Here is a 26,453-nt window from a genome sequence, read left to right as displayed (position 1 = left end):
GCAGTCCCCCCGCTACAGGCCCCGGCAACCCCTCTGCCCCTGGGGGCACGGGCCGGCCAGCTAGAAGTCGTCAGCCCGGTACGACGTGCGGAATGCCTGGAGCTCGCCGGAGAACGGGTCGGTGAACATCATCTTCACGGCCGTCAGCCCCATCGGGCGGCTGAAGTCTTCGTCGGCGACGGCAGGCACGAACGGCATCGGTTGATCCACGTCCCACAGTGCGGCGTCGCTGAGCTCGCCGTACAACGGGTCGGCGATGATCGGGACACCGAACAGCCGCATATTCACCCGCAACTGGTGGGTGCGTCCACTTTGCGGCTCGAGAGTCCACACCAGGCGCCATGGCGCATCGGCCCCAGGCGTCGCCACCGTGTCTGTCGTCCCCAACGGCGTCATCGCGGGGCGTTCGAGGCGCACACCGGTGACCCGGGTCTCGGCGTTCGGAGCGTCCTGCGTCAGGTACGTGGCCATGCGGCCACGCAGTTTCACCATGTGGTGGCGCAGAACCCAGGGCTCTTCGACCGTGGGTGCCGGGTGCAGCCCGGCGGGGCTGTCCGCTGCGAAGGCGCCGGCGGGTACAGGAAGCAGCGGTCGGGCACCGTCCGATGTCGGGGCGTCCTGCAGCAGGGGCAACCAGCCCTCGGGGACCTCGGTCACGGCCTCGTAGGTCTTGCGTACCTCGCGTGCCTCGAAGAGACGCTGGTAGGCGCCGCGGACGTCCTGGCGGGTGGTGAACAGGAGCACGCCGCGGGTCAACCGGTCCAGCCGGTGGGCGGGGGAGAGGGTGTCGATGCCGAATTGGCGTCGGGCACGGACCACCGCGGTCTCGGTGATGTGCTGGCCGCGCGGCAGCGTCGACATGAACGGTGGTTTGTCCACGACGAGGAGGCGCGGACTGCGGTGCAGCTCCCTCAGTTCGCCGGGGACGGGACGCTCCGGTGCCGGGCGGCGGTAGAACCAGAGGAACTCGCCGGCGGTCACCGTGTCGTCGGGCCGTAGTACGCGGCCGTCGTCCAGCCGGACCTTGCCCTCGTCGAACCGCGCGGTGATCGCGGTGGAGTCGTCGGTCGGATCGTGGTGCTGCTGGCTGTCGATGAGGTGACGCACGAGGGCGGCGGCCGTGCCGTCGGCCTCGACCCTGACCCGGGACGGATTGAGTCCGTCCACTATTGGGAGCGGTGGATTACGCAGGCTAAGCTCCTGTCCATGGATACTTCTCAGATCGTCGAATTCTTGCAGACAACCATCGGTCAGGCCGTTCTGGGCGCCGTGGAGTTTATCTACGAGCTCTTCTTCCCGAGTAATTCTCCGGGTGCGCCGGGCGCGGGTGCCTGACCTGGTTCGTCACAGTGACGACCCCGTCATGTCGGTGCCGAGTATACCCACCCCCGTGCCCACCACCCGTTACCCCGGGCACCTACCCCTGAATGGGAGGTGTTCTGCGGTGAACCTCACGTGCGGGGATAATGGGGGTTGTTGGAAGTCACCCACCTGAAAGGGGTTCCGAGATGTCGGACGCCAAGGCCACCAATGAAATCGTCGTCGCCGTGGACGGCTCGGATGCAGGGGCCGCGGCCGTCGCCTGGGCCGCGAATGCGGCGGCCAAGCGCAGTGCACCGTTGAAGCTCGTCACGGCCTACACGATGCCCCAGTTTATGTACGCCGACGGGATGATCCCGCCTCAGGAGCTGTACGACCAGCTCGAGGACGAGGCGATGGAGAAGATCAACGACGCCCGCGAGATCGTCACGGGCTTCGACGAGAACATCGAGGTCAGCTACTACATCGGCGAGGCGACCCCGATCGACCTGCTGCTCCAGCTCTCGGAGGACGCCGACATCGTCGTCATGGGTTCCCGCGGCCTCGGCGGCCTGTCCGGCCTGGTGCTGGGCTCCGTCTCCTCGGCGGTCGTCTCCCACGCGGCCTGCCCGGTCGTGGTCGTGCGCAAGGACAACGACGTCACCGTCGAGAACAAGTACGGCCCCGTCGTCGTCGGTGTCGACGGCTCCGACATCTCCCGCAAGGCGCTCGACTACGCCTTCCGCGAGGCAGACGCGCGCGGCGCGACGCTGCGCGCGGTCCACAGCTGGGCGGACGCGCAGGTGCAGACCAGCCTCGTCGGCCTCGCGGCCGTGCAGAGCCAGCTGGACGCCATGTCCGCCCAGGAGCGCAAGATCCTGCAGGACGAGTTGGCGCCGATGCGGGAGAAGTACCCCGAGGTCACCGTCGAGGAGGTCGTGGAGCGCGACCGTCCGATCCAGGTCCTGAAGGAGAACTCGGACGACGCGCAGCTCCTCGTCCTGGGCTCCCACGGTCGTGGCGGATTCCGCGGCATGCTGCTGGGTTCCACCTCGCGGGCCCTGCTGCAGTACGCGCCCTGCCCGATGATGGTCGTGCGCCCCAACCACAAGTAGCGGGGCGTCGGGCACGCACCGGTGCCGTCGCCGACAGTGTGTCGGCGGCGGCACCGCCTTGTGTAAAATACTGCAGGAACGGCGGGTCTTTTCCCGCCGACAGAACGAATCCGTACTCATGGAGGGACGACATGGCCGGCACCGGTTCCACGACGACCGACGGCAGTGACGCGTCCCCGTCCAAGGCGAAGAAGACGACGAGGGCCGGGGGAACGTCGAAGTCGAAGCCGGCGGCGTCGCGTCGTCGCAACCGTCCGGGGCCGCGTCAGCGCCTGCTGGGCAGCGCGACGCGCCTGTTCACCACCGAGGGCATCCGCGTGATCGGCATCGACCGTATCCTGCGTGACGCGGACGTGGCCAAGGCCAGTCTCTACTCCCTGTTCGGCTCCAAGGACAACCTCGTGGTGGCCTACATCGAGGAGCTCGACAAGGACTGGCGTGAGCGCTGGGAGAAGATGTGCGAGGACCGGCCGAAGCCGGAGGACCGCATCCTCGCCTTCTTCGACATGTGCATCGCCGAGCAGCCGGGGGAGAACTTCCGGGGCTCGCACTTCCAGAACGCCGCCAGCGAGTACCCGCGGCCGGACACCGACAGCGAGCACCGCATCCGCGCCGCCGCTCTCGAGCACCGGCGTTGGTGTCGTGACACGATGGCGGACCTGCTCACGGAGAAGTTCGGCTACGCCTCGCGCACCCTGGCCGACCAGCTGATGGTGTTCCTCGACGGCGGCATCGCCGGGGCGAAGATGAACCGCACCGTCACCCCGCTGGAGACAGCGCGTGAGCTCGCCAAGCAGATGCTCTACACGGCACCGATGATGTACTCGATCTTCGCCCCTCGGCGGATCTGGCCGGGGTCAGCGGTTGAGGCGGTGCCGCCCCCGGTAGGGGCGGGCATCGGCGTCCTCGTCCGGCTCGGGCAGCCGGTGCCGGCCTCCGCTGGGCGCGCTGGGTGCGGTGGGGCCGGACGTTTCGGCGGCCTGAACGGCGTCGGACGCACCCTCGGCGCTCTCGGGTCCCTCCGTGCCGTCAGAGTCCCCGGAGTCCCCGGAGTCCCCGGAGTCCCCGGAGTCCCCGGCCGCGCCGACAGCATCCTGCCCGGCCTTCGAGGCCTTCGCCGCCTTTTTCGCGGCGATCGCCTGGCGTTGCAGTTCCCGCTGGCGCGTGCGCCGTGCGGCGCGCTCCAGCTTCTCGCGCTTGATGAGCCTCCCGGTCGCCTCCCGGTCGGCGGCTTCCTCGGCGACGAGGCGCTCGCGCTCGGCGGTGGCGTCGTCGCACACCGACGCCGGGGAGGAACGACGCAGCGTCGCGTCCAACGCCTTGATGCGGGCGCTGCGCTCGCGGGATCGCTCGCGGAGGGAGCGTCCGGCGTCCTTGATCTCGGCCCGTCGGGCCTTGCGCGCCGCGCCGACCTCGGCGCGGTGGGCGCGGAACTCCTCGGAGTAGGGCACCTGCCGGTCGAGGACGAGGTGGAGGCTGATGTTCTGCGTCATGGTCCACAGGTTGTTCATCACCCAGTAGCACATGATCGCCGCGGGGGCGGGGCCGGCGAGTCCGAAGACGATCGGCACCAGGATCGCCACCGGCGCCAGGAAGAACAGCATCTTGAACAGGGCGCGGGAGGTGCCGTTGTTCTCGTCGAGGGTGAGCCAGTTGCGGTAGATCGAGTACGCCATGTTCAGCGTGGTGAACACCGAGGCGGTGATGCACAACGGCAGGGCGAAGGTGAACACCTCGGCACCGGTGGTGCCGAGGAAGGCGAACTGCTCGTCCGTCATCGTGGAGTACGCGGCGAGCGGGACGCCGAGGATGTCGGCGTCGAGGAAGTGCGCCACGTCGTCCCCGCTGAGCGCCCCGATGCCGGGGTGGGACGCGGCCTCCAGGTCCGTGGGCCGGGCGACCTGCAGCAGGATGCGGTACAGGCCGATGAAGAAGGGGACCTGGATCAGGGCGGGCACGCAACCGTCGCGCACCCGGTAGCCGTTGGCGAGTTGCAGCTCCCGGCGCTTCTTCAGCAGTTCGCGGCGTTCGGGCTGGCTGAGCCGGTTGCGGTACTCCTCGTCGAGGGCGTGCAGGGCCGGGCGCAGGTTCACCAGCACGCGCGTCGAACGGTAGGCGCGGTAGGCGAAGGGGACGAGGAAGAGCCGGACGGTGAGCACCAGCAGCGCGATCGACGCCGTCCATGCGGTGGCGTCGGCGACGCCCATGGCGGTCAGCGCCATGTGCCACAGCTTCATCACTGCGGATACCGGGTACTCGATGAACTCCACGTGTCGAGGATACTGTGTTCCCATGGACAACGACGTCGCGGTACGGGATTCGGTGGTGATGCGGGGAGGTATCGCCATCCTCGTGGGCCTTCTGCTGGCGGTCACGGTCTGGTCGGCGGCGGGACGGGGGGACGGTCCGCCGACGTTGGTGGCCGTGACGGCGGTGCCGTTCGGCCTGCTCGCCGCGGCGGGGCTGTCGCGTCCGGTGCCGGCGGCGCTGCCGGGGCGGGTGACGTGGCTGACGGCGTTGACCGTCCTGTGGATCCTGCTGGCGGTGCAGGAGGCGACGGCGTCGTACCTGGCGTTGGCGTTGTTCGCGCTCTACCTGTACCTGCTGCCGTTGTGGTGGGGAGTGACGGCGACGGCGGTGGTGACGGTCGTGGCCGCGGGCCTGTCGGTGGCGGTGGCCGGTCCGTCGACGGGTGCGGTCCTCGGGCCCGTGCTGTCCGGGCTGGTCGCCGTGGCGATCGGGGTGACCGTCGAGGGCCTCTACGTGGTCAGTGAGGACCGGCGCCGGCTCATCGACGAGCTGGTGCGCACCCGCCACCTGCTCGCGGAGTCGGAGCGTGCGGCCGGGGTGGTGGAGGAACGGGAACGTCTCGCGCACGAGATCCACGACACGGTGGCGCAGGGGCTGTCGAGCATCCAGATGCTGCTGCACGCCGCCGAGCGCGACGTGCGGGCGCACAAGGACGCAGGGGACGCAGGGGACGTAGGGGAGCCGCCTGTCGACAAGCTCCTGCTCGCGCGCGACGTCGCCGCCGGCAGTCTGCGGGAGACCCGGGCGATGATCGCCGCGCTGCAGCCGTCGGGCCTGGACGACGGTTCGTTGGTGGACGCGCTGCGGCGTCTCGCCCGCGCCACGTCCGGCGACGGGCTGGAGGTCAGTGTGGACGCCCCGGCGGACGCGGCCGGCGGCGCCGAGGCGCGCCTCCCGGTGAGCGTGGAGACGGTGCTGCTGCGCGTGGCGCAGTCGGCGGTGGCGAACGTCCGGCAGCATTCGGGAGCCTCACGCGCGCGCGTCACCCTGTCGGTGAACCCGGACGCGGTGCGTCTCGACGTGGTGGACGACGGCGCGGGCTTCGACCTGCCCGAGGTGGAGTCCACGCTGGCTGAGCGCGCCGGGGAAGGCCACATCGGCCTGGCGACGATGCGTCGACGGGTCAGCGACCTCGGAGGCAGCGTGGTCGTGGAGACCGCGCCGGGTTCGGGCACGGCCGTCGCCGTGGAGGTGCCGCTGCGGCCGTGATTGTCCGGGGGGGGCCGTCGACGGGGGAATTGTAGGATGGACCCGGAAACGACGGCACTGGAGGAAAACGACATGATTCGTGTCCTGTTGGCGGACGACCATGAAATCGTGAGAATGGGCCTGCGTGCCGTCCTCGAGAGCGCCGAGGACATCGACATCGTCGGCGAGGTGGATTCGGCCGATTCGGCGGTGCACGCCGTCGCCGACCTTGCGGAGGACGGCCCGGGAGTGGACGTGGTCCTCATGGACCTGCGTTTCGGTGCAGGTGCGGCCGGGCGGGAGGTGGAGACCGGGGCACAGGCCACGGAACGAATCCGGAAACTCCCGGCCCCACCCAATGTCCTCGTCGTCACGAATTACGACACGGACGTGGAGATCCTCGGGGCGGTGGAGGCCGGCGCGGTGGGATACCTGTTGAAGGATTCCCCTCCGGCGGAACTCATCAGCGGTGTGCGCTCGGCCGCGCAGGGGGCGGCGGCGCTGTCCGGGGCGGTCGCGCACCGGCTACGTGACCGGGAGAAGGATCCGGCGACGACGTTGTCCGCCCGCGAACTCGAGGTTCTCCACGCCGTTTCCCGGGGAAAGTCGAACCGTGACATCGGGTCGGATCTTTTCCTGTCCGAGGCCACGGTGAAATCGCATCTCGCCCACGTCTACGACAAACTGGGTGTGCGCTCACGGACCTCCGCCGTGGCGGCGGCACGTGAGGCGGGGATGCTGTGACGCATGCTCTGACGGGGGCACAACCCCCGCCGGGGACTCAACGGTCCGAGGGGTTGGCGGCCTCGTAGGCGTCGATGACCTCGCGGGCGATCTGGCCACGGGTGGAGACGGTCAGGCCGTTGTCCCGTGCCCATTCGCGGATGCGGCGGTTACGGCCGGAATCGGACTTGCCGGTGTTGCCTGCCGGGCGGCCACGGCCGCGGACGCGGGTGACCTTGGTGCCGGCGGCGATGTAGGGCTCGACGGTGTCGGCGAACTTCTGGGCGTTCTCCTCGGAGAGGTCCAGAACGTAGGTGGAGCCCTTGTAGGTGAATTCGACGACGTTGACCTCGTCCGCGGTGAGCGGGGTGTTGTCGAGGTCATCGAAGAACTGGGTGACTTCCTTGCGTGCCATGGTTTCTGTTACTTCCTTCCGGTCGTGTGCGCCTTTATGGCGCGAATATGTGGCATGTGAAGGTGCCATTGACCGGAAGTGTAGTCCATTCGTGCACTAATTGTCATCCCCGATGATCTCCCGCCATTTCATGGTGGATATAAGATGATCTTTTACTTATGGGGAGAGTAGTGGGGGAAGGGGGAACGTCAGACTTTCTCGGCGAACTGACGGTCCAGCAGGTCCAGTTCCGTGGAGACGCTGGAAGTGAGGTTGCTCGTCTGCGAGTCGGACATTCCCGAGGCATTGTCGAGTGAATTCTCCAACTCGTCGAGCCGGGCATTGGCGTCCTTGGCGAAACCGTCGGGAACATTTCCGCGGTCGATGCGGGTACGCAGGTCGGCGATCCGGGCGCGCTGCGGGGCGCCGACTCCGACGAAGTTGGAGAATTCGGCCGTCGTGCCGCGGCCGGCGCCGGAGGAACGCTGGGACAGCTGGGTGAACGCCCGGTACGCCAGCGGGATGGCGACGGGGAGCAGCACGCGCAGTGCGCCGGTGTAGCGCACCACCGTCTTGGCGTTGAACCGGCCGGCCTTGATCTGTTCCACGGTGGCCTGCGCCAGCTTCGCGTCGTGCTTACGCTCCGCCTTGAGGTTGCGGGACTCCTCCTTGCGGACCTTGCGTGCCATCTTCTCCAGGTAGTCCTGCTTCTTCCTGTCGAGTTTGGCGGTCTCACGTGCCTCGGTGCGGGCCTGGACCTTCGCCGCCTTGTAGCTCGCCCGCTTTTCGTGGCGGCGCCGTCGTGCCGAGCTGAGAATTCCCATGGTCGATGTTCTCCCGTACCTGTCGTGGTTGCCTTTGCTGCCGTGTCACCGTGTCGACGGCTGTTTTCTCCGTGCCAGTCTACTCAATAGTATGGGGCGGTATGTGGGCGTATCAGGGCAGTGGTTCCGTGGGACCCGAGGGTTCCGCGGGACCCGTCACCCCGTCGGACCTGACGGGGTGCCGCCACCGGCGGGTACTCAACCGCGCCGTGGGGTCCGGACGGCTGTCGCCGGAGCTGACGGTGTCGTCCGTGGTGGAGCGCACGCTCGCCCGCTACCGGGCGCGGCTGCGGCGTGAGGCGGTCGCCGCGGCGTTGCCCACGCAGCCACGCTTCGGGGAGCGGCTCGTGCCGACCCGGGTGGAGGTCGTGGACGACGCCACCGCCGGGGAGCAGACGCTGGAGGCGATCGCCGCGGGCACCCGACTCATCGTCGGTGCCCGGCTGGCGGACGGCGCCCTGGCCTGCGACGTGGACCTGCTGGTGCGCACCGACGACGCGGCCGGTCCGACGACCACGATGACGTACATGCCGGTCACCGTCACCTCCCACACGGTCGGCGCCCCGTCGTCGCGGCCGCAGGGACGCGCCGCCCGCGGCGCCGGGGTGCGCACCGTCGACCTCGGCGTCCTGGGGCTGGCACGTCCGGTGCCGGTGGCCATGAAGCACCGCAGCACGCCGGTGGACTCGCAGAAGGTGGCGGTCGCGCACACGCTGCTCGACGTGCTGGGCGTGGCGTCCGGCGACGTCGGTTTCATCGGCGCGGGCCTGGCGTCCTGCCTGGTCATCCCCGCCGACCGAGTCGTGCCGGGGCTGGTGCGCGCCCTGGAGGCGCCGGTGCCGGCCGAGCCCACGCGCGTGCGTGAGTGCGGTACCTGCGAGTTCCACAACCACTGCCGGGCCCGCCTGCTGCGTACCGGGGACCTCAGCCTGATGCTGCCGGGCGACCGGGCGCAGCGCTGGCGCGACCGGGGCGTCGACACGTTGGCGGAGCTGGCCCACGAGGACGCCGGCGAGACCTCCGCGCTGGCCACCGCCTGGCTGGCGGGGGTGGGCTACCTGCGGCGTCCGATGCGCCGGTGGATGGTGCGCACCGACCTGTGGTGCGGCCACACCTTCCGCATGCCCGAGCACCTCGTCGACGGGGAGAGCCCCATGGGCGAGGAACTGGCCGACGCCGTGGAGATCGACGTGGACATGGAGGCGCACCCCAGCCGTGGCACGTTCCTGTGGGGCACCTTCGACGGCGGCGTCTACCGCTCCTTCACCGACTTCAGCCGCGACGGGGACGCAGGACGCCACGTCGCGTCCTTCTGGACCTGGTTGACGGCGCGGCGCGCCGCCGCCGCGCGCGGGGGCCGCCCCTGCCGGGTGTACTGCTACTCCCGGCAGGGCGAGAACCACTGGCTCCGGCACTACGCAGGACGCCACGGCGGCACCGTGTACCCCCTGCCCGACGGCGGTGAGGCGGTGATGCCCACGCTGGAGGAGGTCAACGCCTTCCTGGCGTCCGAGGAATGGGTCGACGTCTTCGCCCTGGTGGGCGCGGCCGTCGCCGCCAACTCCTCGCTGGGGCTCAAGGCGGTCGCCCCGCTCGCGGGCTTCACCTTCAGTCAGGACGACGTCGACGGTCGCGTGGCCGTGGACCTCTTCGAGGTCGCCGTCGGCGCGGAGGGCACGGCCGCCTCGGCGGCGCAGCGCACCCTGGAGCGCTACAACGCCGACGACTGCTTCGCCACCGCCGCCGTGCGCAGCTGGCTGCGTCGGGGCGCGCCGGGAATCCCTGCGCTGTCCCGTCCGTTGGACAGGGTATGAGCTTCCTCGACCGAATCCTCGCCATGAACGCCGCCCAGTCCGGCGGGCCTTTCCGCGCCGAACGTCCGACCGCCGACACCGCCCTGGCAGGGGGACGCCACCCCGTGCTGGAGAACCCGCGTCCGCACACCGTGCTGGGCACGCCCATCACCGGCCCGTGGAAGGACGGCCAGGAGCACGTGGTCCTCGGCCTGGGCTGCTTCTGGGGCGCCGAGAAGCTGTTCTGGCAGCTCGACGGGGTGGAGTCCACCTCGGTGGGCTACGCCGGCGGCTACACCGTCAACCCCACCTACCGGGAGGTGTGCACCGGGCGCACCGGCCACTCCGAGGTCGTGGACGTGGTCTTCGACCCGGCCCGGGTGGACCTGCGCACCGTGATCCGCACCGGCCTGGAGAACCACGACCCCACCCAGGGCGACCGGCAGGGCAACGACGTGGGCTCCCAGTACCGCTCGGTGATCTACGCGGTGACCCCGGAGCAGCGTGAGGTGGCCGCGGCGGAGGTGGCGTCCTACGGCGAGAAGTTGGCGGAGGCCGGCTTCGGCGAGATCACCACGGAGGTCTCGCTGCTGTCGGAGACCCCGTCCGGGGAGTACTACCTGGCCGAGGACGAGCACCAGCAGTACCTGGACAAGAACCCGGGCGGCTACTGCCCGGTGCACGCCACCGGGGTGACCTGCGGGTAGGGGGACTCGCGGGGGCTCCGGGGCTTTTCAGTGCCGGGCGACGGGGTCGAAGCGCGCGCCGAGCACGTCGACCAGGTCGCCGGGGGCGATCTCGATGTCCAGGCCGCGGCGTCCGCCGGAGACGAAGACGGTGGGGTGTTCGCGGGTGCCGGCGTCGACCACCGTGTCCAGCAGCCTCTTCTGGCCGACGGGGCTGATCCCGCCGACGACGTAGCCGGTGGAGCGCTCCGCGGCGGACGGGTCGGCCATGGTCGCCTTCTTCGCGCCGAAGGCGTGGGCCACGGCCTTGAGGTCAAGGGTCATCGTGACCGGGACCACGGTGACCGCAAGTTTCCCGCTCAGCGGTCCGCCGTCGAGGCTGACCAGGAGGGTCTTGCAGATCCGGTCGGGTTCCACGTCGCCGAGGGCGCTGGCGGCCTCCCCGCCGAAGTCGGTGACCCCGGGGGTGTGGGTGAAGGTGTGGACCGTGAAGGTGGTCCCCGCCTTCTCCAACGCGAGGGTGGCCGGGGTGCTGCCGGTGCCGGTGCTGTTCTTCTTCTTGCCCACGGTGACCATCCTAGTCGCGGTACCACGAAGGCCCCGCCCTCCCCGTTGCGGGGAGTACGGGGCCGTGGGTGCGGTCCGTCTAGCGCGTCACGCTAGTTCTTGGCGGCGGCGAAGCGCTCGGCGACGTCGTCCCAGTTGAACACGTTCCAGACGGCCTTGACGTAGTCCGGCTTGACGTTCTTGTACTGCAGGTAGAAGGCGTGCTCCCACATGTCGAGCATCAGCAGCGGGGTGAGGTTGATCGAGGTGTTGCCCTGCTGGTCGGTGAGCTGCTCGACGACGAGGCGTCCGGCGATGTGGTCGTAACCCAGCACGGCCCAGCCGGAGCCGTAGAGGCCCAGGGCGGCCGAGGAGAACTGGTCCTTGAACTTGTCGAAGGAGCCGAAGTCGCGGGTGATGGCCTCGGCCAGTTCACCGGTGGGCTCGCCGCCGCCGTTGGGGGAGAGGTTCTTCCAGAAGATGGAGTGGTTGGTGTGGCCACCCAGGTTGAACGCGAGGTTCTTCGACAGCGCGCGGATCTGGTCGGGGTTGGTGCCTTCCTCGCGGGCCTTCTCGAGGGCCTCGAGGGCGGTGTTGGCGCCGGCGACATAGGTCGCGTGGTGCTTGTCGTGGTGCAGCTGCATGATCTCGGCGGAGATGTGCGGCTCGAGGGCGTCGTAGTCGTAGGGCAGGTCGGGAAGCTCGTAGACAGCCATGGTTGAAGATCCTTCCGTTGCGGGTAATCGTTAATTCCGTCCACCAGTCTGGTCAGTTTCCGGTCCGCTCGCAATGATTTGCCTATTGAATCGCTAAGTTCAATAGGAAGAACAAAGGGGATGTGGTCATAAAGGTCTTGCCACCTGCACCGATCGTGGGGTCGGCGTACCCTGGGGTTCGATTCACGGCGGCACGCTCGCACCGACTGACACCCACCAGCACCCGACAGGAGCAGCCCATGAGAGCCAGCACAGGTACGAGGATCGTTCTGATCGGCGCGGGGGACGTGGGCGTGGCCTACGCCTACGCGTTGGTGAACCAGGGGCTCTGCGACCACCTGGTCATCATCGACGTCGACGAGCGCAAGACCTGGGGCCACGTCCAGGACCTCAACCACGCCGTCCCGTGGTCCGGCCACGGCACGCGGGTGTCCCAGGGCGACTACTCCGACTGCGCGGACGCCTCCATCGTGTGCATCTGCGCCGGCGCGGCCCAGAAGCCCGGGGAGACCCGCCTGGACCTCGTGGGCAAGAACGTGTCGATCTTCCGCGACATCGTGGGCAAGGTGCGTGATTCCGGGTTCGACGGCGTCTACCTGGTCGCCTCCAACCCGGTGGACATCCTGTCCTACGCCACCTGGCGGATCGCCGGGGTGCCGTCGAACCAGGTCATCGGGTCCGGCACGGTGCTGGACACCGCCCGGTTCCGGTCCGCCCTCGGCGAGTACTTCCAGGTGTCGCCGACCTCGGTGCACGCTTACGTCATCGGTGAGCACGGCGACACCGAACTGCCCGTCCTGTCGGCGGGCAGCGTCGCCGGCGTCCCGCTGCCGGCGCGACTGGCGCAGGCGCCGGACGGTGGGGACAGCGTGGCGGAGATCTTCCGCCGCACCCGCGACGCCGCCTACGAGATCATCAACGCCAAGGGCTCCACCAGCTTCGGCATCGGCGTGGGCATGGCGCGGATCAGCCGCGCGGTGCTACGCAACGAGGACGTCGTCCTGCCGGTCTCCGCGCTGGTGGACGGCCAGTACGGTCGCGGGGACGCCCCGGCGCTGTACATCGGCACCCCGGCGGTGGTGAACAACCGCGGTATCCGCGAGGTCGTCGAACTCGACCTCGACGACACCGAGCAGGAGCAGTTCGACGCCTCCGCCGGCACCCTGCAGCAGGTCATGACGGACGCCGGGGTCTTCGAGCTGTAAACACCGTCAGACCCGCAGGAACCGCCGGATCAGCGGCATCTCCTCACGCGCCTGGGCGAGCCCGGCCTCGTAGGTCTCCGCCAGCTCGTTGAGCTTGCGGGTGCCGTTGCCCAGGGGCATGCGGTGCGGGGCGAAGATATAGGCCTTGCCGCGGCGTTCCTGCTCGAAGATCCAGTCGCGTGTGCGGTTGTAGCGGGCGTGCCGGTCCAGCATCGACTGCGCCAACGCCGGGTACTGCGGGAACGCCTTCTTCACGAACCAGGTGAACCGGGAGGCGCTCTTGCGGTAGGAGCGGGTGCGGGTCATGACCACGAGGAACCGGTCGAAGCCCTCCATCTCGATCGCGGAGTCCACCGGGATGCCCCCGGTGGAGCCGAAGGCGCCGTCGAAGTAGGTCTCCGTGCCGATCTTCGTCGGCGGCATGACGATCGGCAGCGACGCCGAGGCGCGGGCGTGCCGCAGGAAGTCGTCCAAGCCGTTCATGTCCTCGCGCGACCAGTGCACGGTCTCACCGCTGCGCCCGTTGAACCCGGAGATCCGGAAGTTGCCGGGGCTGGCCTTGATGGCGTCCCAGTCGGGGACCATGCTGCGGTCCTCGACCTGGGCGTCGGGACCGAAGATGTAGCGGGCGTTGAAGAACCCGTCGCCGCGCAGGAACGGGCGGATGCCGCCGAACAGGGGGTCGCCGGGGAACACGGTGAAGTAGTCGCGGGCCAGGCGGGTGTCCTTGGACAGGTAGGTGGCCACGTGCACCGCGGAGGCGGAGTTGCCGTAGGCCCAGTCGAACTGGATCCCCTCCTCCAGCAGTGCCTGCACCATCGCCGAGGAGAACGCCGCGCGCATCGCCCCGCCCTCGAAGACCAGGGCGGTGTCGCTGACCGACCTGCTCGGGACGCCCCGTCCCTGCCCCACTCCCGGCGTGGGGCGGGCGACTGCCGGATAATCTTCCACGGGAATTCATAGTACAGGGCTGACGGCGGCACCACCGTGGGTATCGGGTAACAATGGGGGCGTGAAGATCATCGCGCACCGTGGGGCGAGCGGTTACCGCCCCGAGCTCACCCTGGCAGCCTACGAACTCGCCGTGGAGCTCGGCGCCGACGGCCTGGAGGGCGACGTCCGGCTCACCGCCGACGGGGTGCCCGTCGTCATCCACGACGCCACCGTGGACCGCACGTCCGACGGCACCGGCACCGTGGTGAACATGACGCTGGCGCAGCTGCGGGAGGTCAACGTGGGCACCACGCAGCGTCCCCAGCAGGTCCCGACCCTGCGCGAGTTGCTGGAGTTCGTGCGCGACGCGCGCACCGCGACGTACCGTCCCGAACTCTTCGTGGAGACCAAACGCCTCGGCAGTGCCGGTGAGCGCGACGGCCGCCTGGAGGCCGCGGTGAACCGCGAGCTGCACGCCACCGGCCTGGCGCAGGAGGACGCCGGGGTGCACCTGATCTCCTTCGACCACGGTTCCCTCGCCCGCTTCGCCGCGCTCAACCCGCAGATCCCGCGGATCTACCTGCGCAAGGAGTACCGGATGTGGCGTCTGGCGAAGCACCTGGAGCCCGCCGGCGTGGCGCAGTGCCAGGGGTTCTCCGTCGCGCGCGCCCGGCAGGCGCCGCAGGACGTCGCCGGCGTCGGTGACTCCACCTACGTGTTCACCGCCAACCGGCAGGACGACCTGCTGTGGCTGCACCGTCACGGTGTGCGGTGGGCCGCCACGGACTACCCGGACCGCGCGCGTGAGACGCTGCGCGGCGCGGTGGCCCTGCGGTAGCGGCGACCTCGGCGGTGCACCGGCTAGACTGTGCCCCGTGGCTAAGAAGAACAGGAAGAACCAGAACCAGGACGACCTGCCGGAGGGCATGAGCCGCCGGCAGGCGAAGCTCGCCAAGCGCGCCGCCGAGCGTGCCGCGCTCGAACGCGACCCGCGCCCGTACGACGGGTTCGCCGCCGAGGCCGACCTGATCGCGCTGCAGGAGTTCGTCCCCTCGGCCCTTTTCACCGCCGAGACCGTGGCGGAAGCCGGCTTCACCCGCCCGGTGACGGTGTGCACCGTCCTGCCGGGTGCGGCGGCGGCCCTCGTCCGCGCCGAGGAGGAGGGTGGCGAGGCGCTCGTCGCCCTGCAGACCCAGCACCGTGGCGACAACCCCAACCGCGACCTCGCCTTCGCGCTGAACTGGGTGAAGGACGCGGAGCCGGGCACCAGCCTGGACGTGGCCGTCGCCGACGGCTCCGAGCCCGCACTGGCGGACCTGCTCGTCGCCGGGCAGACCCCGTCCATCGAGGTCCGTGAGGACTTCAACTGGTGGCTCACCGAGGACCAGCGGGCCAACCCGCAGGTCGTGGCGACCCTCGACCAGGCGAACGCCTCGGTGCTGCCGAGCGTGCGTGTGGACGTCGACGTCACCGGTGCCGCCTGGTGGATCGACCCGGGCGAGAAGGCCCACATCCGCTGGGTGCGTCCGGAGACCGAGGCACAGCTGCTGCCCGCCCTGGCGCGCGTGCACGCCGCCGGCCAGCTCAACCTGGGTGAGGACACCCGCTTCGCCGGTGTCTTCCGCACCCACGGCATCCTCGTGCCGGTCTTCGACCTGGACAACACCGTGGACGCCTCCGAGTTCGCCGCCCCGCTCAAGGAGCTGGACGAGCGGATCGGTGCCGCCCTGACCGAGCTCTCCGGGGACTCCTCGCCGCTGACCGGTGAGGAGCAGAAGTCGCGTCAGACGATCGTCGCCCGCGAGGTCACGATCCGCTGACGGGCATTCTGTGCCACCATGGGTGGCATGGCTGATACCGCATTCCAAGGAACCCCCGCCCACACCGTCGGTGACCTGCCCGCAGTCGGCGAGCAGGCCCCGAACTTCACCACCGTCTCCGCAGAGCTCAAGGACGTCAACGGCGACTCCCTGCGCGGCAGGCGCGTGGTGCTCAACATCTTCCCCTCGGTGGACACCGGCGTGTGCGCCGCCTCCGAGCGTGAGTTCAACAAGCGCGCCGCCGGGCTGGAGAACACCGCCGTGGTGTCCGTCTCCAAGGACCTCCCCTTCGCCCTGGGCCGCTTCTGCGCCGCGGAGGGCATCGAGAATGTCGAGGCGACCTCGGCGTTCCGTTCCTCCTTCGGCGAGGACTTCGGCGTGACCCTCACCGACTCCCCGCTGGCCGGCCTGCTGGGCCGCGCCGTGCTGGTGCTGGACGCCGAGGGTACCGTCCTGCACTCGCAGCTCGTCCCGGAGATCACCACCGAGCCGGACTACGACGCCGCCCTCGCCGTCCTGAACTGAGCGGGCTTGAGCTGACCGGACTTGAACTGAACGGTCAGCGCATGTCGCTGAACAGCTCCTCGGCGGCCTCGTCGTCCCAGAGCACCACGCTGCCGGCGTCGGTGTCGGCGAAGCCGCCGACGGGCACGGTCTGCTGGTCCGCACCGCGGACCATGCCGAACGCCAGGCGCGCCAGGTGCCACACGTGGTCGCCCTCGTCCACGGTCAGCGCCTCGGAGAAGGCGTTGATCAGGGGCAACGCCCGGAACGGGTTGGCCAGAGTGCCGAAGGACCCGACCTTGGAGACCACGGCGCTGAGGAACTCACGCTGGCGCTTCACCCGGTCGAGGTCCCCGTTCGCCGAGGTGTAGCGGGTGCGCACGTAGCCGAGGGCCGTGGGACCGTCCATCTCCTGGCAGCCGGCCTCCACGTTGAGGCCGGCCATCGGGTCGTCGATGGCCTCGGCGGGGCACAGCTCCACACCGCCGACGGCGTCGACGATCTTGCTGAAGCCGCCGAAGCCGATCTCCATGTAGTGGTCCATACGCATGCCGGTGGCCTGTTCCACGGTCTGCTGCAGCAGCTGCGGGCCGCCGTAGGAGAAGGCGGAGTTGATCTTGTCCTGGCCGTAGCCGGGGACGTCAACGTAGGAGTCGCGGGGGATCGACACCATGGTGGGCTTGCCGCCGAAGGTGGGGACGTGCACCACGATGATGGTGTCGGTACGCGCACCCTCGTCGGAGAGGTCGCCGGCGGCGTAGCGTTCGCCGTCCTCCTCGCTCATGCCCACGCGTGAGTCCGAGCCGACGAGCAGCCAGTTCGTCCCGGAGGTGTTGCCGATGCGTCCCTCGTAGTCGGTGAGGGCGTCGATGCGGTTGATGTGCGAGTCGACCCACCAGGCGGTGCCGGCGACGACGAGCACGATGACCAGTAGCAACGCGCCGATGATGCGCAGCGGACGGATGCGCCGCTTCTTACGGGGGCGGCGCGGCTGCGCAGGACGTTCCGCCGGCTCGGCAGGACGCGGCGGCGCCTGTTGCTGGTACGGCTGCTGGTTCTGGTACTGGTTCTGCCGGTACTGCTGGGGCGGCTGGTAGGGGGCCGCCTGCGGCGGCTGCTCCGGCTGCCGACGGTACTGCGGCGGTTGCGCCGCCGGCTCCTGCCGTGCCTGCGGCGCCTCGTGGCGTCCGGCGTGCCCGGCGCCGTCCCCGTAGGTGCGGGTGGCGTCCTGCGGGGGCGGGACCGGTGCCGACGACCGGCGGGGGACGGGGCGTCCGTACCTGTCGAGGATCGGACGGCCGTTCCTGTCGCGGGCGACGGAGTCCCCGGAGGAGTCCCCGGCGGAGTGCCGGGAGCGACCGTCGTTGTCGGGGGAGGTTGGTGACATGGGGACATACTACGGGCTGGAGGGGTCGAAAACGGAGTCCAGTAGGATGCTGACCATGAGTGATTCTTTGATGGCGGTCGCGTTTCCCGCGGTCATGGCGGTGGTCCTGGCCATGGTCGTCTCGCAGGTGACGAAGGCTGCCGCCCGGGGAGACCTGCCGCGTTCCGGCGCGGTGGGGATCAGGACGCCGGCCACGAAGTCCGGCGACGCGGCCTGGACCGCCGGCCACACCGCCGCCGAACCGGTCACGCGGAGGGTGACGTTGGGGGTGTCGCTGCTGGCGTTCGTCATCATCGTCCTCTCCTTCTTCTTCGACGGTGCCTGGGTCACCGCGCTCGGCGTGGTCCCCTTCTTCGTGGTCGTGGTCAGCCTGGTTCCGGTGACGCTGACGGCCAACCGCGCGGCCAGGGAGGCTGAGGCGGCTGAGGCGGAGAAGGGAAAGAAGGGTAAGGCGAAGGGCAAGGCGAAGCAGAAGAAGGGGAAGAAGCGGTAGTCGCCTCCGGGGCGCTGCAACCGGTCAGGGCAGCCTGACCTTGGTGTATTCTCGACGGACCGGCACTCTGACGTGTGCCAGTCCACCGCGACCGTGCCGCGACCGTCGGCCGTCGCCCCACCGAGAAGGATGCGCCTGTGCTTTCATCACCACACCTCGTCCACCGTTCCCGTCGTGTGCTGGGGAGCCTCACGGCCCTCGCCGCGGCCACCGCGCTCACGCTGACGGCGTGCACCTCCGAGGACGGGGAGGACGGCGGGGAGACCTCCGCCGCGGACTTCACCCCGGTCACGTTCACCACGCCCTGGGGTGAGAGCACCCTCGAGGCGCCGCCGGAGCGCATCGCCGCGGTCGGCTACAAGGATCCCGACATCATCGCCTCGATGGGGCAGAGTCCGGTGATCTGGCCGGAGAACACCCCGAAGCAGGAGGTGTGGACCGTCGACGCCCTGGAGGACACCGACGGCGGAGTCCCCGACACGACCTTCGCCTACGACGGCGACGGGATGCCGCCGCTGGAGGAGATCGCCGCCGCCGAGCCCGACCTCATCGTCGCCAGCCAGCTCGACCTGCAGGACGTCTACGGCCAGCTCTCGGACATCGCCCCGGTCATCGCCGCGGAGGACATGGAGGACGTGGCGGGGAACTGGCAGCAGACCCTGTCCAGTCTCGGCGAGGAGGAGCGCGCCGACCAGGTCATCGAGCAGACCGAGGACGCCGCCGTGACGATCCGTGAGCAGCACCCGGAGTTCGCCGGGAAGACGGTCTCGCTGATCCAGTACTTCGGGATGGACGAGATGCGGCTGCTCAACCCGTCCGGCACCGATGCCGCGACGCTGTTCGGTGACATCGGTTTCGAGGACGACCCGGGTACCGCGGAACTCAAGGGCGTGCAGCTCAGCGCCGAGCGGGTGGACGACCTCGCCGCCGACGTGGTCGTGGTTCTGGACAACTCCGACGGCCAGGCCGGTGACCTCGAGGACAACGCGGTGTTCCGCAGCATCCCCGCCGTGCAGGACGGCCAGGTGCTGATGATCACGAACAACGCCTTCAAGCAGGGCAACGAGGCGTCCTTCGAGGCGAACGGTGAGCACTACGAGGGCAACCTGGCGTGGGCCGTGGCCTACCCCGGTCCGCTGTCGTCGCGCTGGGCGCTGGACACGCTCGCCCCGCTGCTCGCCGACACCGTGGACTGATGCTCCGAACCGACGGCAATCATCGCACCCCATAAGCGCCTGATCGGCATGAAACACCAGGTCATATTCGGTGCAGATTCTTATGGGGTGCGAAATGTGGGGCCGGTCCGGGGGCCGGCTGGCCGGAGCAGGGCGGGGGAAGGCGGGGGAGGGCGGGGCAGAAGAAATGACGCGGGGCCCGTCGGTCAGATGACCGACGGGCCCCGCGTCAGGAGGGCTGTTCGTCCGGTGTCAGGCGGCGGCAGCGGCGCGGCCCATGGCGCGCAGTCCGACGTCCGTCATGTGCAGCGGCAGGTTGCGACGCTGCGAGGTGGTGTCGATCAGGCCGACGACCCACCGGTCGTTGGAGCACATCTCGTGCCCGTTGCTCGGACCCTTGAGGTCGACGAACTGGCCGCCGGCGTCGTTGGCACCGGCGCGCAGGGCGCGCTCCAGGGCCCACTCGATGTCGGAGACCTGGAACAAGGCGCTGGGCACCTGCACGTTGGGGATCACGTTGATCGGGCAGACCTGGCCGGCACCATTGGTGATGTGCGGGAAGCCGAGGACCTTCACGTTCGCGTTCGGTGCGGCTGCCTTCACCTGGGCGACGGTGCGGTTGACCGAGGCGCGCAGCTGGGACTCGATCTGGGAGACCGGCATTTTGTCGCCGAGGATGTAGGGGTAGGTGTCGTTGGCACCGGCCCAGATGACGACCTCGCTGGTGCCGGCGTTCAGGGCGCCGCCGGCCTGGGCGCGCCGGGCCTGCTCGCTGACCTGCATGCCGCCGGTGCGGTAGGAGCCGCCGGCGCAGGAGTAGTTGTCGACGTTCTTGTTGGACGCCTGGGCGTAGGAGTTGGTGAACCGGTTGTCCGTGCCGCAGCCCGAGCCGCTGAGGATCGGGTCGGGCAGGGGCAGTCCCTTGCCGGCCAGGTAGTTGTAGATGTCCGGGTTGGCGACGACGGAGTCGCCGAGGACCACGGTGTTGCCGGGGGCGGCCTGGCTCTCCGGTGCCGAGAGCAACGTCCCGGACAGGGCCGCGACGGTGGCCACGGCTGCGGCTGCGAGTCCGGCGATGCGGCGTCCTGCCCGCGACGCGGTGCGGTGTCGTGCGCTCATTGCTGAGGTTCCTCTCGTGAAACGTGTCATGTGGTGTCCCGACGTGTCCCCGACAGGTCGTGGACGGATCCGGTCTCCTCAACCGTTCCCCGGGGCAACGACGTTACATTAGCGTGACTTTAACCGCTAATCTGCGGGAATGTAACCCCTGGGGTTAAAGTTACCTATGTTGCGCAAGTGACATGAGGGGGCGGGGCGATCCGGACTTGCGGGTAACGTAGAGCACCCGTACGCCGGTATGGTGGACGAAAGTAATTTTTCCCGCCCGCCGCCGACCGCCCGCCGACCGCACCCTGACTTTCGCCACGTCCCGCCCCGGCGTACCTTGCACGGGACACCCGGGCCCGTGGCGGACCCCGTGAACATCTTCCGTGAACAGACACGACCAACAACCCACGTAAAGGAGAGACAGTGTTCGAGCAGCTGTCCTATGACCTCAAAGGCGCTGTAAAAGGAGCCAAGGCCTTCGTAGACACCGGATTCCTCAAGGGGTCCACACCGGCCGGGGGCCTGGGCGTCGCCAAGGCCCTGGGACGTTACGGCACCAGCCTCGCCGGCCTCCTCGAGGGATCGACCGCACGGTTCCCCTCCCGCCTGGCACTGGTCGACGACCAGGGTGAACTGACCTACCAGGAGCTCACCAACTACTCCCGGCTCACCGCGCACACCCTGGCCAGCCACGGCATCACCTCGGAGAGCCGCGTGGGCATCATGGCCCGCAACGGCCGCGGCTTCCTCTTCCCGTTGGCCGCCAAGGGCTACCTCGGTTTCACCGTGTTCCTGCTGAACGTCGGCGCCAGCAAGCACCAGATCGCCGAGATCGTCCGCGAGCACGAGCTCGACGTGATCTTCTACGACTCCGAGTTCGACGACCGCTTCCCCGAGGACCCGGCAGAGCTCGCCGACTTCGGCGCCACCCTCGTGCACGCCGACGCCGCGGAGGGCCACCGCACGGACATCGACTACCCCACGATCGAGGACTTCTGGGCCAACCCCGGGGCCGCCGACGACCGGTTCCCCTCCCGCCCCAGCCAGGGCGGCGTGGTGCTCATGTCCTCGGGTACCAGCGGCACGCCGAAGGCCGTGGCGCACAGCGAGCCCAGCTTCCCGGTCGGCGTCCTCGGTCCCGTCCTGAAGGGACTGGACGTCAAGGCCGGCGACCGGCTGCAGCTCACCGCCAGCCTCTTCCACGTACTGGGCTGGGGCGCGGCCGTGCTCGCCATCACCGCCGGCTGCACCCTGGTCACCCAGCGCGTGTTCACCCCGAAGGTGGTGCTGCAGCAGATTCAGGACTACAAGTGCACCGGCACGTTGAGCTCCGCGGTCTTCCTCAAGGACGTGCTCGCCGAGGACGACGGCTCCTACGACCTGTCCACGATGACCTGGATCCTCAACGCCGGCAACGCCATGAGCGAGGACCTGGTCCGCGGTCTGCAGGAGCGCTACGGCAACATCCTGTCCAGCGGCTACGGCTCTACCGAGGGACTGCTCGTCGCCTACGCCACCCCGGAGGACCTGGCTGAGGACCCCACCACCGCGGGCCACCGCGTGTGGAACGGCCGCCTGGAACTGCTCGACCCGGAGACCGGCCGCGAGGTCGCCCCCGGCGAGGTCGGCATCATCCACGCGCACAACGCCATGTCCATGAAGGGCTACCTGGGCGACCGGGACAAGCCTGAGTACCGCGACGGCATGCTGGACCTCGGCGACAAGGGCGTCGTCGACCCGGTCACCGGGCGGCTGCGCGTGCTCGGCCGCAACAACGACATGATCATCGTCGGCGGCGAGAACATCTGGCCCACCTCGGTGGCGGACATCATCGACCGTGTCGACGGGGTGTCGGAGTCCTACTGCGTGGGCGTGGAGGACGACGAGAAGTTCCAGCGGGTCAAGGCCTACGTGGTCACCGACGGCAGCGTGGGCGTCAGCGAGGACGACATCCGCGACCACGTGCGGGACAACTTCATGGCCCCCGCCGTCCCGCGCGACGTGGTGCTCATGGACCAGCCGCTGCCGCGTAACCCGATCGGCAAGGTCGTCAAGCGCGAGCTCACCGTCTTCGGCTGAGCCGCACCTGTCCAGGGCTTCCGATGCTGTCGTCCGCGCCGCCGGTCACAACCCCGGCGTGGACCCCAGCACCTGGTAGCCGACGAAGGCCACGGTGTCGATCAACCCGTGGGCGATGACCAGCGGCCACACCCGGCCGGTGCGGTAGAAGAACCACACGAACACCAGACCCATCACCATGTTCCCCAGGCCGGCGGAGTAGCCCTGGTACAGGTGGTAGCTCCCGCGTAGCACGGCGGAGGCGAGGAAGACCCACACCCACGGCACGCGTAGCTGGCGCAGCCGGCAGCACAGCCACGCCACGACCAGGATCTCCTCGGCGAAGCCGTTGGCCCAGGAGTTCAGCACCAGCAGCACCAGGTCCTGCACGCTGCGGTCCAGCCCGGTCGGCACGACCTCCTTCGACAGCCCCAGCTGCACCGCACCCACGTAGAACGCCAGCCCGGGTACCCCGATCAGCGCGGCGAGTCCCGCGCCGGGCAGGGCGTCGCGCCACCGGGGACGCAGGGACAGTGTCGGTGGGACGTGGCGGAGCAGCAGGAACAGGGCGAGCCCGCCCCAGGCGACCAGTACCCCGGTGGAGATCAGCTGGAAGGCGGGGTCCAGCCACGCCAGCGTGGACTGGCGGGCATTCAGGGTGGTGGTCTGCTCGTTGAGGTTCTCCGGTCGGGTCGCGGCCTCCAGCAGCCGCAGGGCCGAGCGCACGCCGGACGCACCGAAGGTCACCGCCAGGACGATGAGCAGTTCCCACCGGATCGCCCGACGGTCGGCGGGCCCGGCAGAGGCCACCTGCGTGCCAGTCACCGAGGTCACGGTGTGTCCTGGAGCAGCCGGGTGATGTCGCCGGGCCCGTCGAGGGTCAGCGCCTGCAGGACGGCAGGGTCGGCGTCGATCATGCGCCGGACGGCGTCCTGCAGGTGGGACGCCAGGCCGAGCAGGTCGGCGGCCGACGCGCGGTCGGCGACGGCGCCCAGGTGGACGGACACCGGCCAGCGTCCGGCGGCATGCTCCGGGGTGACCAGCGGGACGGACAGTCCGGCCCAACCGGTGAGGTTCCACAGGGTCGCCCACGGCGTCCACGCGGTCTGCGCGAGGAAGTCGGTGGCGGGGTCACCGGCGGCGGAGTAGCGGGAGAAGGCGCCGACCGGCGGTGGGGCGCAAGCGAGCATCGGGGTCACCACGACGTCCACCGGCGCGTCGGCGTCCCCGGCACCCCAGGCGTCCAGCACCTGTGCAGGCAGGTCGGCGACGGCGGCCGCGGAGTCCGCGACCTGGGCGGGGCTCAGCGCCCGGCCCTGCTGCCGGAGCCAGCCGGGCATCACCGTCGACGGGTCAGGAAGGTCCCGGCACCGCGCGGCCATGATGCGCGAGTACACCTCGAAGTGCTCCACCGGGTAGGGGGCGGGCACCGGACGAACCCCGGCGATGGCGTCGCTGGTGACCAGCAGGGACGCCGCGGCCGCCGTCGCGTTCGCCACGGCGGGGTCCACGGCGGTGTCGGTGTGGAAGGGCCGGTTGGTGTGCCCCAGGTTCAGCCGACGGCCCGGTGCGGAAGCGCCGGCACCGGTGGCACCACCGTGCGTGATGCCCAGCGCGCGTCCGGTGAGCTCCAGGTCGCGGGCGATCACCCCCTGCGCCGCAGGGTTGGGGAGCACGCCGCCGCCGACCGTGTGCGCGGGTTTCAGCCCGGGCAGTCCCACCGCGGCGGCGGGCACGCGGATCGACCCGCCGCCGTCGTTGGCGTGGGCGACGTCCACGATGCCGCGCGCCACGGCCACGGCCGCCCCGGAGGACGAACCACCGGTGGTCATCCGCCGGTCGACCGGGTTCACCGGGCCGGGCCCGTGCGCCGGCTCGGTGTACACGGTGGCGCCGAACTCGGCGGTCACGCTCGCGCCGACGAGGCGGGCGCCGTCCTGCAGCAGGCGGGCCACGGCGGTGTCGTGGGATGTGGGGACCACGTCGTTGCCGAACGAGCCGAAGGAGGTGACCTCCCCGGCGACGAGGTTGAGGTCCTTGACCAGGACGTCCACCCCGCGCAGGGGGCCGAACTCGGTGTCGTCGCTGTGGGGTCGGTCGTAGATCCTGGCGACCCCGAGCTCCGCGGGGGTCAGTCCGGTGCGGGCGCAGGCGCGGTCGAGTCGGGCCGTCACCGCCTCGGTGGTGCGCGGGGAGGGATTCATGTCGGACACACTACCGGCGCCCCGGTAGGTTGGTGGCATGAAGCAGACCGCCCCACCGGCCAGCACACCCTCCGCATCTCCCGCCACCACGCAGGTCGCCTACCTCGGGCCCCGCGGCACGTTCACCGAGCAGGCCGTCCTGAACCTCACGGGCGCCGGGCACCTGCCGTCCGACGTCGTCCACCGCACGGTGAGCTCCCCGGCCGCGGCGCTGGACCTGGTGCGCTCCGGCGAGGTCGACCGCGCCGTGGTCGCCCTGGAGAGCAGCGTGGACGGCCCGGTGACCCAGACGTTTGACTCCCTGGCCTCGGGCGTGCCGGTGCAGATCCTGCGCGAGCACGATGTGCCGGTGGTCTTCTCGATCCTGGTGCGCCCCGGCACACGCCTTCAGGACGTGCGCACGTTCACCACGCACCCCGTCGCCGAGGCGCAGGTGCGCCGCTGGCTTGGCGGGCACCTGCCGGACGCCTCCTTCGTCCCGGCGAGTTCCAACGGTGCGGCTGCCGCGGCGGTCGCCGCCGGGGAGGCGGACGCCGCGGCGGCACCGGCCCGGGCGGGCGAGATCCACGGGTTGGAGTCGCTGGCGGACGGGGTGGCGGACGTCGCCGGGGCGCACACGCGTTTCGTGCTCGTCGGGTTGCCGCAGACACCCACGCCCCGCACGGGGCACGACCGGACCGCCATCGTGCTGCAGGTGCCGAACGTCCCGGCGTCGTTGGTGATGGCGTTGATGGAGTTGGCGACGCGCCGGGTGGACATGTCGCGCATCGAGTCGCGGCCCACGCGGGAGAAGGCGGGCACGTACCACTTCCACGTGGAGATCGTGGGGCACCTGGAGGACGCCGCGGTGTCGGAGGCCCTGGCAGGCCTGCACCGCTACTGTGAACGCATCCGGTTCCTGGGGTCCTGGCCGCAGGAGGGCTGGGTCGGTGGCGCCGACGGGCCGGACGGTTCGGTGCCGCCGGACTACGCGGCGTCGTGGGACTGGGTGCGGCAGCTGGCCGAGGGGGGTCCGGCATGAGCCGACTGCTGCTGATCCGCCACGGGCAGACGACCTCGAACATCAGCCATGCCCTGGACACACGGCTGCCGGGCGCCGCCCTCACCGACCTTGGCTGGTCGCAGGCGCGCGCCGCCGGCGAGCGCCTCGGTGGCGAGCAGGACACGCAGGACGCGCCGCTGGCGCTGGTGTCGTCGCAGGCCCTGCGCGCCCGGCAGACGGCGGCGGGGATCGTCGTGGGTGGCAGCGGTCTCGGTCTCCAGCTGCAGTCCACGGCCCCGGGCAGCGACTTCTCCGACGCCCTGGCGGACCTCGCCGAGCTCGAGGTGACCGACGGGGTCGACCACGGTGAGGTGGAGCTCGGGGAGCTGGGCCCGGAGGAGTCCGCGACGGCCGGTGCACCGGTCGCCCTGGGCGGGGGAGTGGCGGAGGCCGGTGCCGCGGAGCGGGAGGCGTCGGTGAAGACGGACACGCCTGCCGCGCCTGCCGCGCTGCCTCTGGTGATGCCGGGTGCGGTGCCGGGGATCTCCGAGATCCCCGCCGGACGCTACGAGATGCGTGAGGACGCCGAGGCCCACTACGGCTACCACCGCACCTTCGCCGACTGGCTCGGCGGGGCGATGGACCTGCCGGTGCCGGGGGCCTCCACGGGGCGGGAGGTGGTGGGACGCTACCTCCGCACGCTGTTGCCGGTGCTGGCGACCACGCAGCGGGTCGGGGCGGACCTGGCGGTGGTGAGCCACGGGGCGGTGATCCGGTTGATCGCCGCCTACCTCGGGCGGGTCGACCCGGAGTTCGCGGTGCGCACCCTGCTGCCGAACACGATGCGGGTGGAACTGGAGGTCCCGGAACTCAGCGGAGCCAGTGGACTCAGCGGAGCCGCCGACGCCGTCGAGGAGGGCTGGAAGGTCACCGACTGGGCCGGGCACGGGGAACCACCGCGGGTGGGGTAGGCGGCCCGACCCCGCGCTGG

General features: G+C 70.1%; 26 protein-coding genes and 1 pseudogene. 16 read left to right on the top strand and 11 right to left on the bottom strand.

Annotated features, from left to right (window positions below):
- Positions 1–60 precede the first annotated feature (60 nt).
- Positions 61–1,167: a pseudouridine synthase gene (locus ACT3S3_RS09505; protein ID WP_441579689.1), complete on the bottom strand. Its 1,107-nt coding sequence runs from the start codon at positions 1,165–1,167 to the stop codon at positions 61–63.
- Between the two features lie 39 nt (positions 1,168–1,206).
- Here ACT3S3_RS09505 and ACT3S3_RS09500 point away from each other — a divergent pair, with 39 nt between their 5' ends.
- The 3 genes and pseudogenes from ACT3S3_RS09500 to ACT3S3_RS09490 all read left to right on the top strand — a co-directional run.
- Complete coding sequence (locus ACT3S3_RS09500; RefSeq protein ID WP_441579690.1) at positions 1,207–1,335, top strand: hypothetical protein; 129 nt, start codon at positions 1,207–1,209, stop codon at positions 1,333–1,335.
- 173 nt (positions 1,336–1,508) lie between these two features.
- Entirely contained in the window at positions 1,509–2,414 is a 906-nt protein-coding gene (locus tag ACT3S3_RS09495) for a universal stress protein (protein WP_441579691.1), read from the top strand.
- A 131-nt stretch (positions 2,415–2,545) separates the two neighbouring features.
- A pseudogene (locus ACT3S3_RS09490) lies at positions 2,546–3,244 on the top strand (TetR/AcrR family transcriptional regulator); the annotation flags it as partial.
- A gap of 27 nt (positions 3,245–3,271) precedes the next feature.
- On the opposite strand, the gene yidC reads toward ACT3S3_RS09490, so the two are convergent.
- Positions 3,272–4,684, bottom strand: coding sequence for a membrane protein insertase YidC (gene yidC / locus ACT3S3_RS09485; RefSeq protein ID WP_441579692.1), 1,413 nt, complete (start codon positions 4,682–4,684; stop codon positions 3,272–3,274).
- A 22-nt stretch (positions 4,685–4,706) separates the two neighbouring features.
- On the opposite strand from yidC, the gene ACT3S3_RS09480 reads away from it, so the two are divergent.
- Complete coding sequence (locus tag ACT3S3_RS09480) at positions 4,707–5,933, top strand: sensor histidine kinase (protein WP_441588441.1); 1,227 nt, start codon at positions 4,707–4,709, stop codon at positions 5,931–5,933.
- Positions 5,934–6,005: 72 nt separating this feature from the next.
- The gene (locus ACT3S3_RS09475; protein ID WP_301443422.1) at positions 6,006–6,656 is read left to right on the top strand and encodes a response regulator transcription factor; all 651 of its coding nucleotides are present in this window, start codon (positions 6,006–6,008) and stop codon (positions 6,654–6,656) included.
- A 37-nt stretch (positions 6,657–6,693) separates the two neighbouring features.
- Here ACT3S3_RS09475 and ACT3S3_RS09470 read toward each other — a convergent pair whose 3' ends face one another.
- Both ACT3S3_RS09470 and ACT3S3_RS09465 read right to left on the bottom strand, forming a co-directional pair.
- Positions 6,694–7,050: a histone-like nucleoid-structuring protein Lsr2 gene (locus tag ACT3S3_RS09470; RefSeq protein ID WP_301443421.1), complete on the bottom strand. Its 357-nt coding sequence runs from the start codon at positions 7,048–7,050 to the stop codon at positions 6,694–6,696.
- A gap of 188 nt (positions 7,051–7,238) precedes the next feature.
- Positions 7,239–7,853: a DUF6474 family protein gene (locus ACT3S3_RS09465; RefSeq protein ID WP_301443420.1), complete on the bottom strand. Its 615-nt coding sequence runs from the start codon at positions 7,851–7,853 to the stop codon at positions 7,239–7,241.
- A gap of 101 nt (positions 7,854–7,954) precedes the next feature.
- Between ACT3S3_RS09465 and ACT3S3_RS09460 the strand changes: the two genes are divergently transcribed.
- Positions 7,955–9,667, top strand: a complete 1,713-nt coding sequence (locus tag ACT3S3_RS09460) for a ribonuclease H-like domain-containing protein (protein ID WP_444626715.1) — start codon at positions 7,955–7,957, stop codon at positions 9,665–9,667.
- Between the two features lie 23 nt (positions 9,668–9,690).
- A complete protein-coding gene (gene msrA, locus ACT3S3_RS09455) occupies positions 9,691–10,353 on the top strand; it encodes a peptide-methionine (S)-S-oxide reductase MsrA (protein ID WP_441583070.1) in 663 nt (220 codons plus the stop codon).
- 27 nt (positions 10,354–10,380) lie between these two features.
- On the opposite strand, the gene ACT3S3_RS09450 is transcribed toward msrA, so the two are convergent.
- Together ACT3S3_RS09450 and ACT3S3_RS09445 are read right to left on the bottom strand one after the other, a co-directional pair.
- Complete coding sequence (locus ACT3S3_RS09450; RefSeq protein WP_441579697.1) at positions 10,381–10,908, bottom strand: aminoacyl-tRNA deacylase; 528 nt, start codon at positions 10,906–10,908, stop codon at positions 10,381–10,383.
- Positions 10,909–10,991: 83 nt separating this feature from the next.
- Entirely contained in the window at positions 10,992–11,594 is a 603-nt protein-coding gene (locus ACT3S3_RS09445) for a superoxide dismutase (RefSeq protein WP_441588216.1), read from the bottom strand.
- Positions 11,595–11,833: 239 nt separating this feature from the next.
- On the opposite strand from ACT3S3_RS09445, the gene ACT3S3_RS09440 reads away from it, so the two are divergent.
- The gene (locus ACT3S3_RS09440) at positions 11,834–12,799 is read left to right on the top strand and encodes an L-lactate dehydrogenase (protein ID WP_301443670.1); all 966 of its coding nucleotides are present in this window, start codon (positions 11,834–11,836) and stop codon (positions 12,797–12,799) included.
- A gap of 6 nt (positions 12,800–12,805) precedes the next feature.
- On the opposite strand, the gene ACT3S3_RS09435 is transcribed toward ACT3S3_RS09440, so the two are convergent.
- Positions 12,806–13,750: a patatin-like phospholipase family protein gene (locus ACT3S3_RS09435; protein ID WP_301443671.1), complete on the bottom strand. Its 945-nt coding sequence runs from the start codon at positions 13,748–13,750 to the stop codon at positions 12,806–12,808.
- Positions 13,751–13,811: 61 nt separating this feature from the next.
- On the opposite strand from ACT3S3_RS09435, the gene ACT3S3_RS09430 reads away from it, so the two are divergent.
- Genes ACT3S3_RS09430 through tpx form a run of 3 tightly spaced genes read left to right on the top strand, consistent with a single transcriptional unit; the run spans position 13,812 to position 16,077 of the window.
- Complete coding sequence (locus ACT3S3_RS09430) at positions 13,812–14,570, top strand: glycerophosphodiester phosphodiesterase (RefSeq protein WP_301443672.1); 759 nt, start codon at positions 13,812–13,814, stop codon at positions 14,568–14,570.
- Positions 14,571–14,607: 37 nt separating this feature from the next.
- Entirely contained in the window at positions 14,608–15,552 is a 945-nt protein-coding gene (locus ACT3S3_RS09425; protein WP_444626714.1) for a DUF5926 family protein, read from the top strand.
- A gap of 27 nt (positions 15,553–15,579) precedes the next feature.
- Positions 15,580–16,077 carry a thiol peroxidase gene (gene tpx / locus ACT3S3_RS09420; RefSeq protein ID WP_301443674.1) on the top strand — a complete coding sequence of 166 codons (498 nt, stop codon included), beginning with the start codon at positions 15,580–15,582 and terminating at the stop codon, positions 16,075–16,077.
- 34 nt (positions 16,078–16,111) lie between these two features.
- Here the strand turns inward: tpx and ACT3S3_RS09415 are convergent, their stop codons facing one another.
- Complete coding sequence (locus ACT3S3_RS09415) at positions 16,112–17,443, bottom strand: LCP family protein (protein ID WP_444626712.1); 1,332 nt, start codon at positions 17,441–17,443, stop codon at positions 16,112–16,114.
- Between the two features lie 55 nt (positions 17,444–17,498).
- Here ACT3S3_RS09415 and ACT3S3_RS09410 point away from each other — a divergent pair, with 55 nt between their 5' ends.
- Together ACT3S3_RS09410 and ACT3S3_RS09405 are read left to right on the top strand one after the other, a co-directional pair.
- On the top strand, positions 17,499–17,936 hold the full coding sequence (locus tag ACT3S3_RS09410; RefSeq protein ID WP_301444273.1) for an SdpI family protein: 438 nt from the start codon (positions 17,499–17,501) through the stop codon (positions 17,934–17,936).
- 137 nt (positions 17,937–18,073) lie between these two features.
- Positions 18,074–19,132 carry an ABC transporter substrate-binding protein gene (locus ACT3S3_RS09405; RefSeq protein ID WP_441578810.1) on the top strand — a complete coding sequence of 353 codons (1,059 nt, stop codon included), beginning with the start codon at positions 18,074–18,076 and terminating at the stop codon, positions 19,130–19,132.
- 231 nt (positions 19,133–19,363) lie between these two features.
- Here ACT3S3_RS09405 and ACT3S3_RS09400 read toward each other — a convergent pair whose 3' ends face one another.
- A complete protein-coding gene (locus tag ACT3S3_RS09400) occupies positions 19,364–20,230 on the bottom strand; it encodes a GDSL-type esterase/lipase family protein (protein WP_301443447.1) in 867 nt (288 codons plus the stop codon).
- Between the two features lie 411 nt (positions 20,231–20,641).
- On the opposite strand from ACT3S3_RS09400, the gene ACT3S3_RS09395 reads away from it, so the two are divergent.
- Positions 20,642–22,297, top strand: a complete 1,656-nt coding sequence (locus ACT3S3_RS09395; protein WP_301443446.1) for an AMP-binding protein — start codon at positions 20,642–20,644, stop codon at positions 22,295–22,297.
- A 45-nt stretch (positions 22,298–22,342) separates the two neighbouring features.
- Here the strand turns inward: ACT3S3_RS09395 and ACT3S3_RS09390 are convergent, their stop codons facing one another.
- Both ACT3S3_RS09390 and ACT3S3_RS09385 read right to left on the bottom strand, forming a co-directional pair.
- Positions 22,343–23,110 (bottom strand): CPBP family intramembrane glutamic endopeptidase, encoded by a 768-nt coding sequence (locus ACT3S3_RS09390; RefSeq protein ID WP_444626710.1) that lies wholly within the window; start codon positions 23,108–23,110, stop codon positions 22,343–22,345.
- Complete coding sequence (locus tag ACT3S3_RS09385) at positions 23,107–24,480, bottom strand: amidase family protein (protein ID WP_301443444.1); 1,374 nt, start codon at positions 24,478–24,480, stop codon at positions 23,107–23,109. The genes ACT3S3_RS09390 and ACT3S3_RS09385 overlap by 4 nt, the downstream gene beginning before the upstream one ends.
- A 37-nt stretch (positions 24,481–24,517) precedes the next feature.
- Between ACT3S3_RS09385 and pheA the strand changes: the two genes are divergently transcribed.
- Positions 24,518–25,501, top strand: a complete 984-nt coding sequence (gene pheA, locus ACT3S3_RS09380; protein ID WP_301443443.1) for a prephenate dehydratase — start codon at positions 24,518–24,520, stop codon at positions 25,499–25,501.
- Complete coding sequence (locus tag ACT3S3_RS09375; protein WP_441578812.1) at positions 25,498–26,433, top strand: histidine phosphatase family protein; 936 nt, start codon at positions 25,498–25,500, stop codon at positions 26,431–26,433. Before pheA ends, ACT3S3_RS09375 begins: the two co-directional genes overlap by 4 nt.
- Positions 26,434–26,453: the final 20 nt, after the last annotated feature.

The sequence above is a fragment of the Corynebacterium sp. AOP40-4SA-5 genome (genome assembly GCF_052377355.1).
GTDB lineage: Bacteria > Actinomycetota > Actinomycetes > Mycobacteriales > Mycobacteriaceae > Corynebacterium.
The sequence above is the reverse complement of the archived record's forward strand: the minus strand, read 5'-3'. Positions and strand labels throughout refer to the sequence as shown.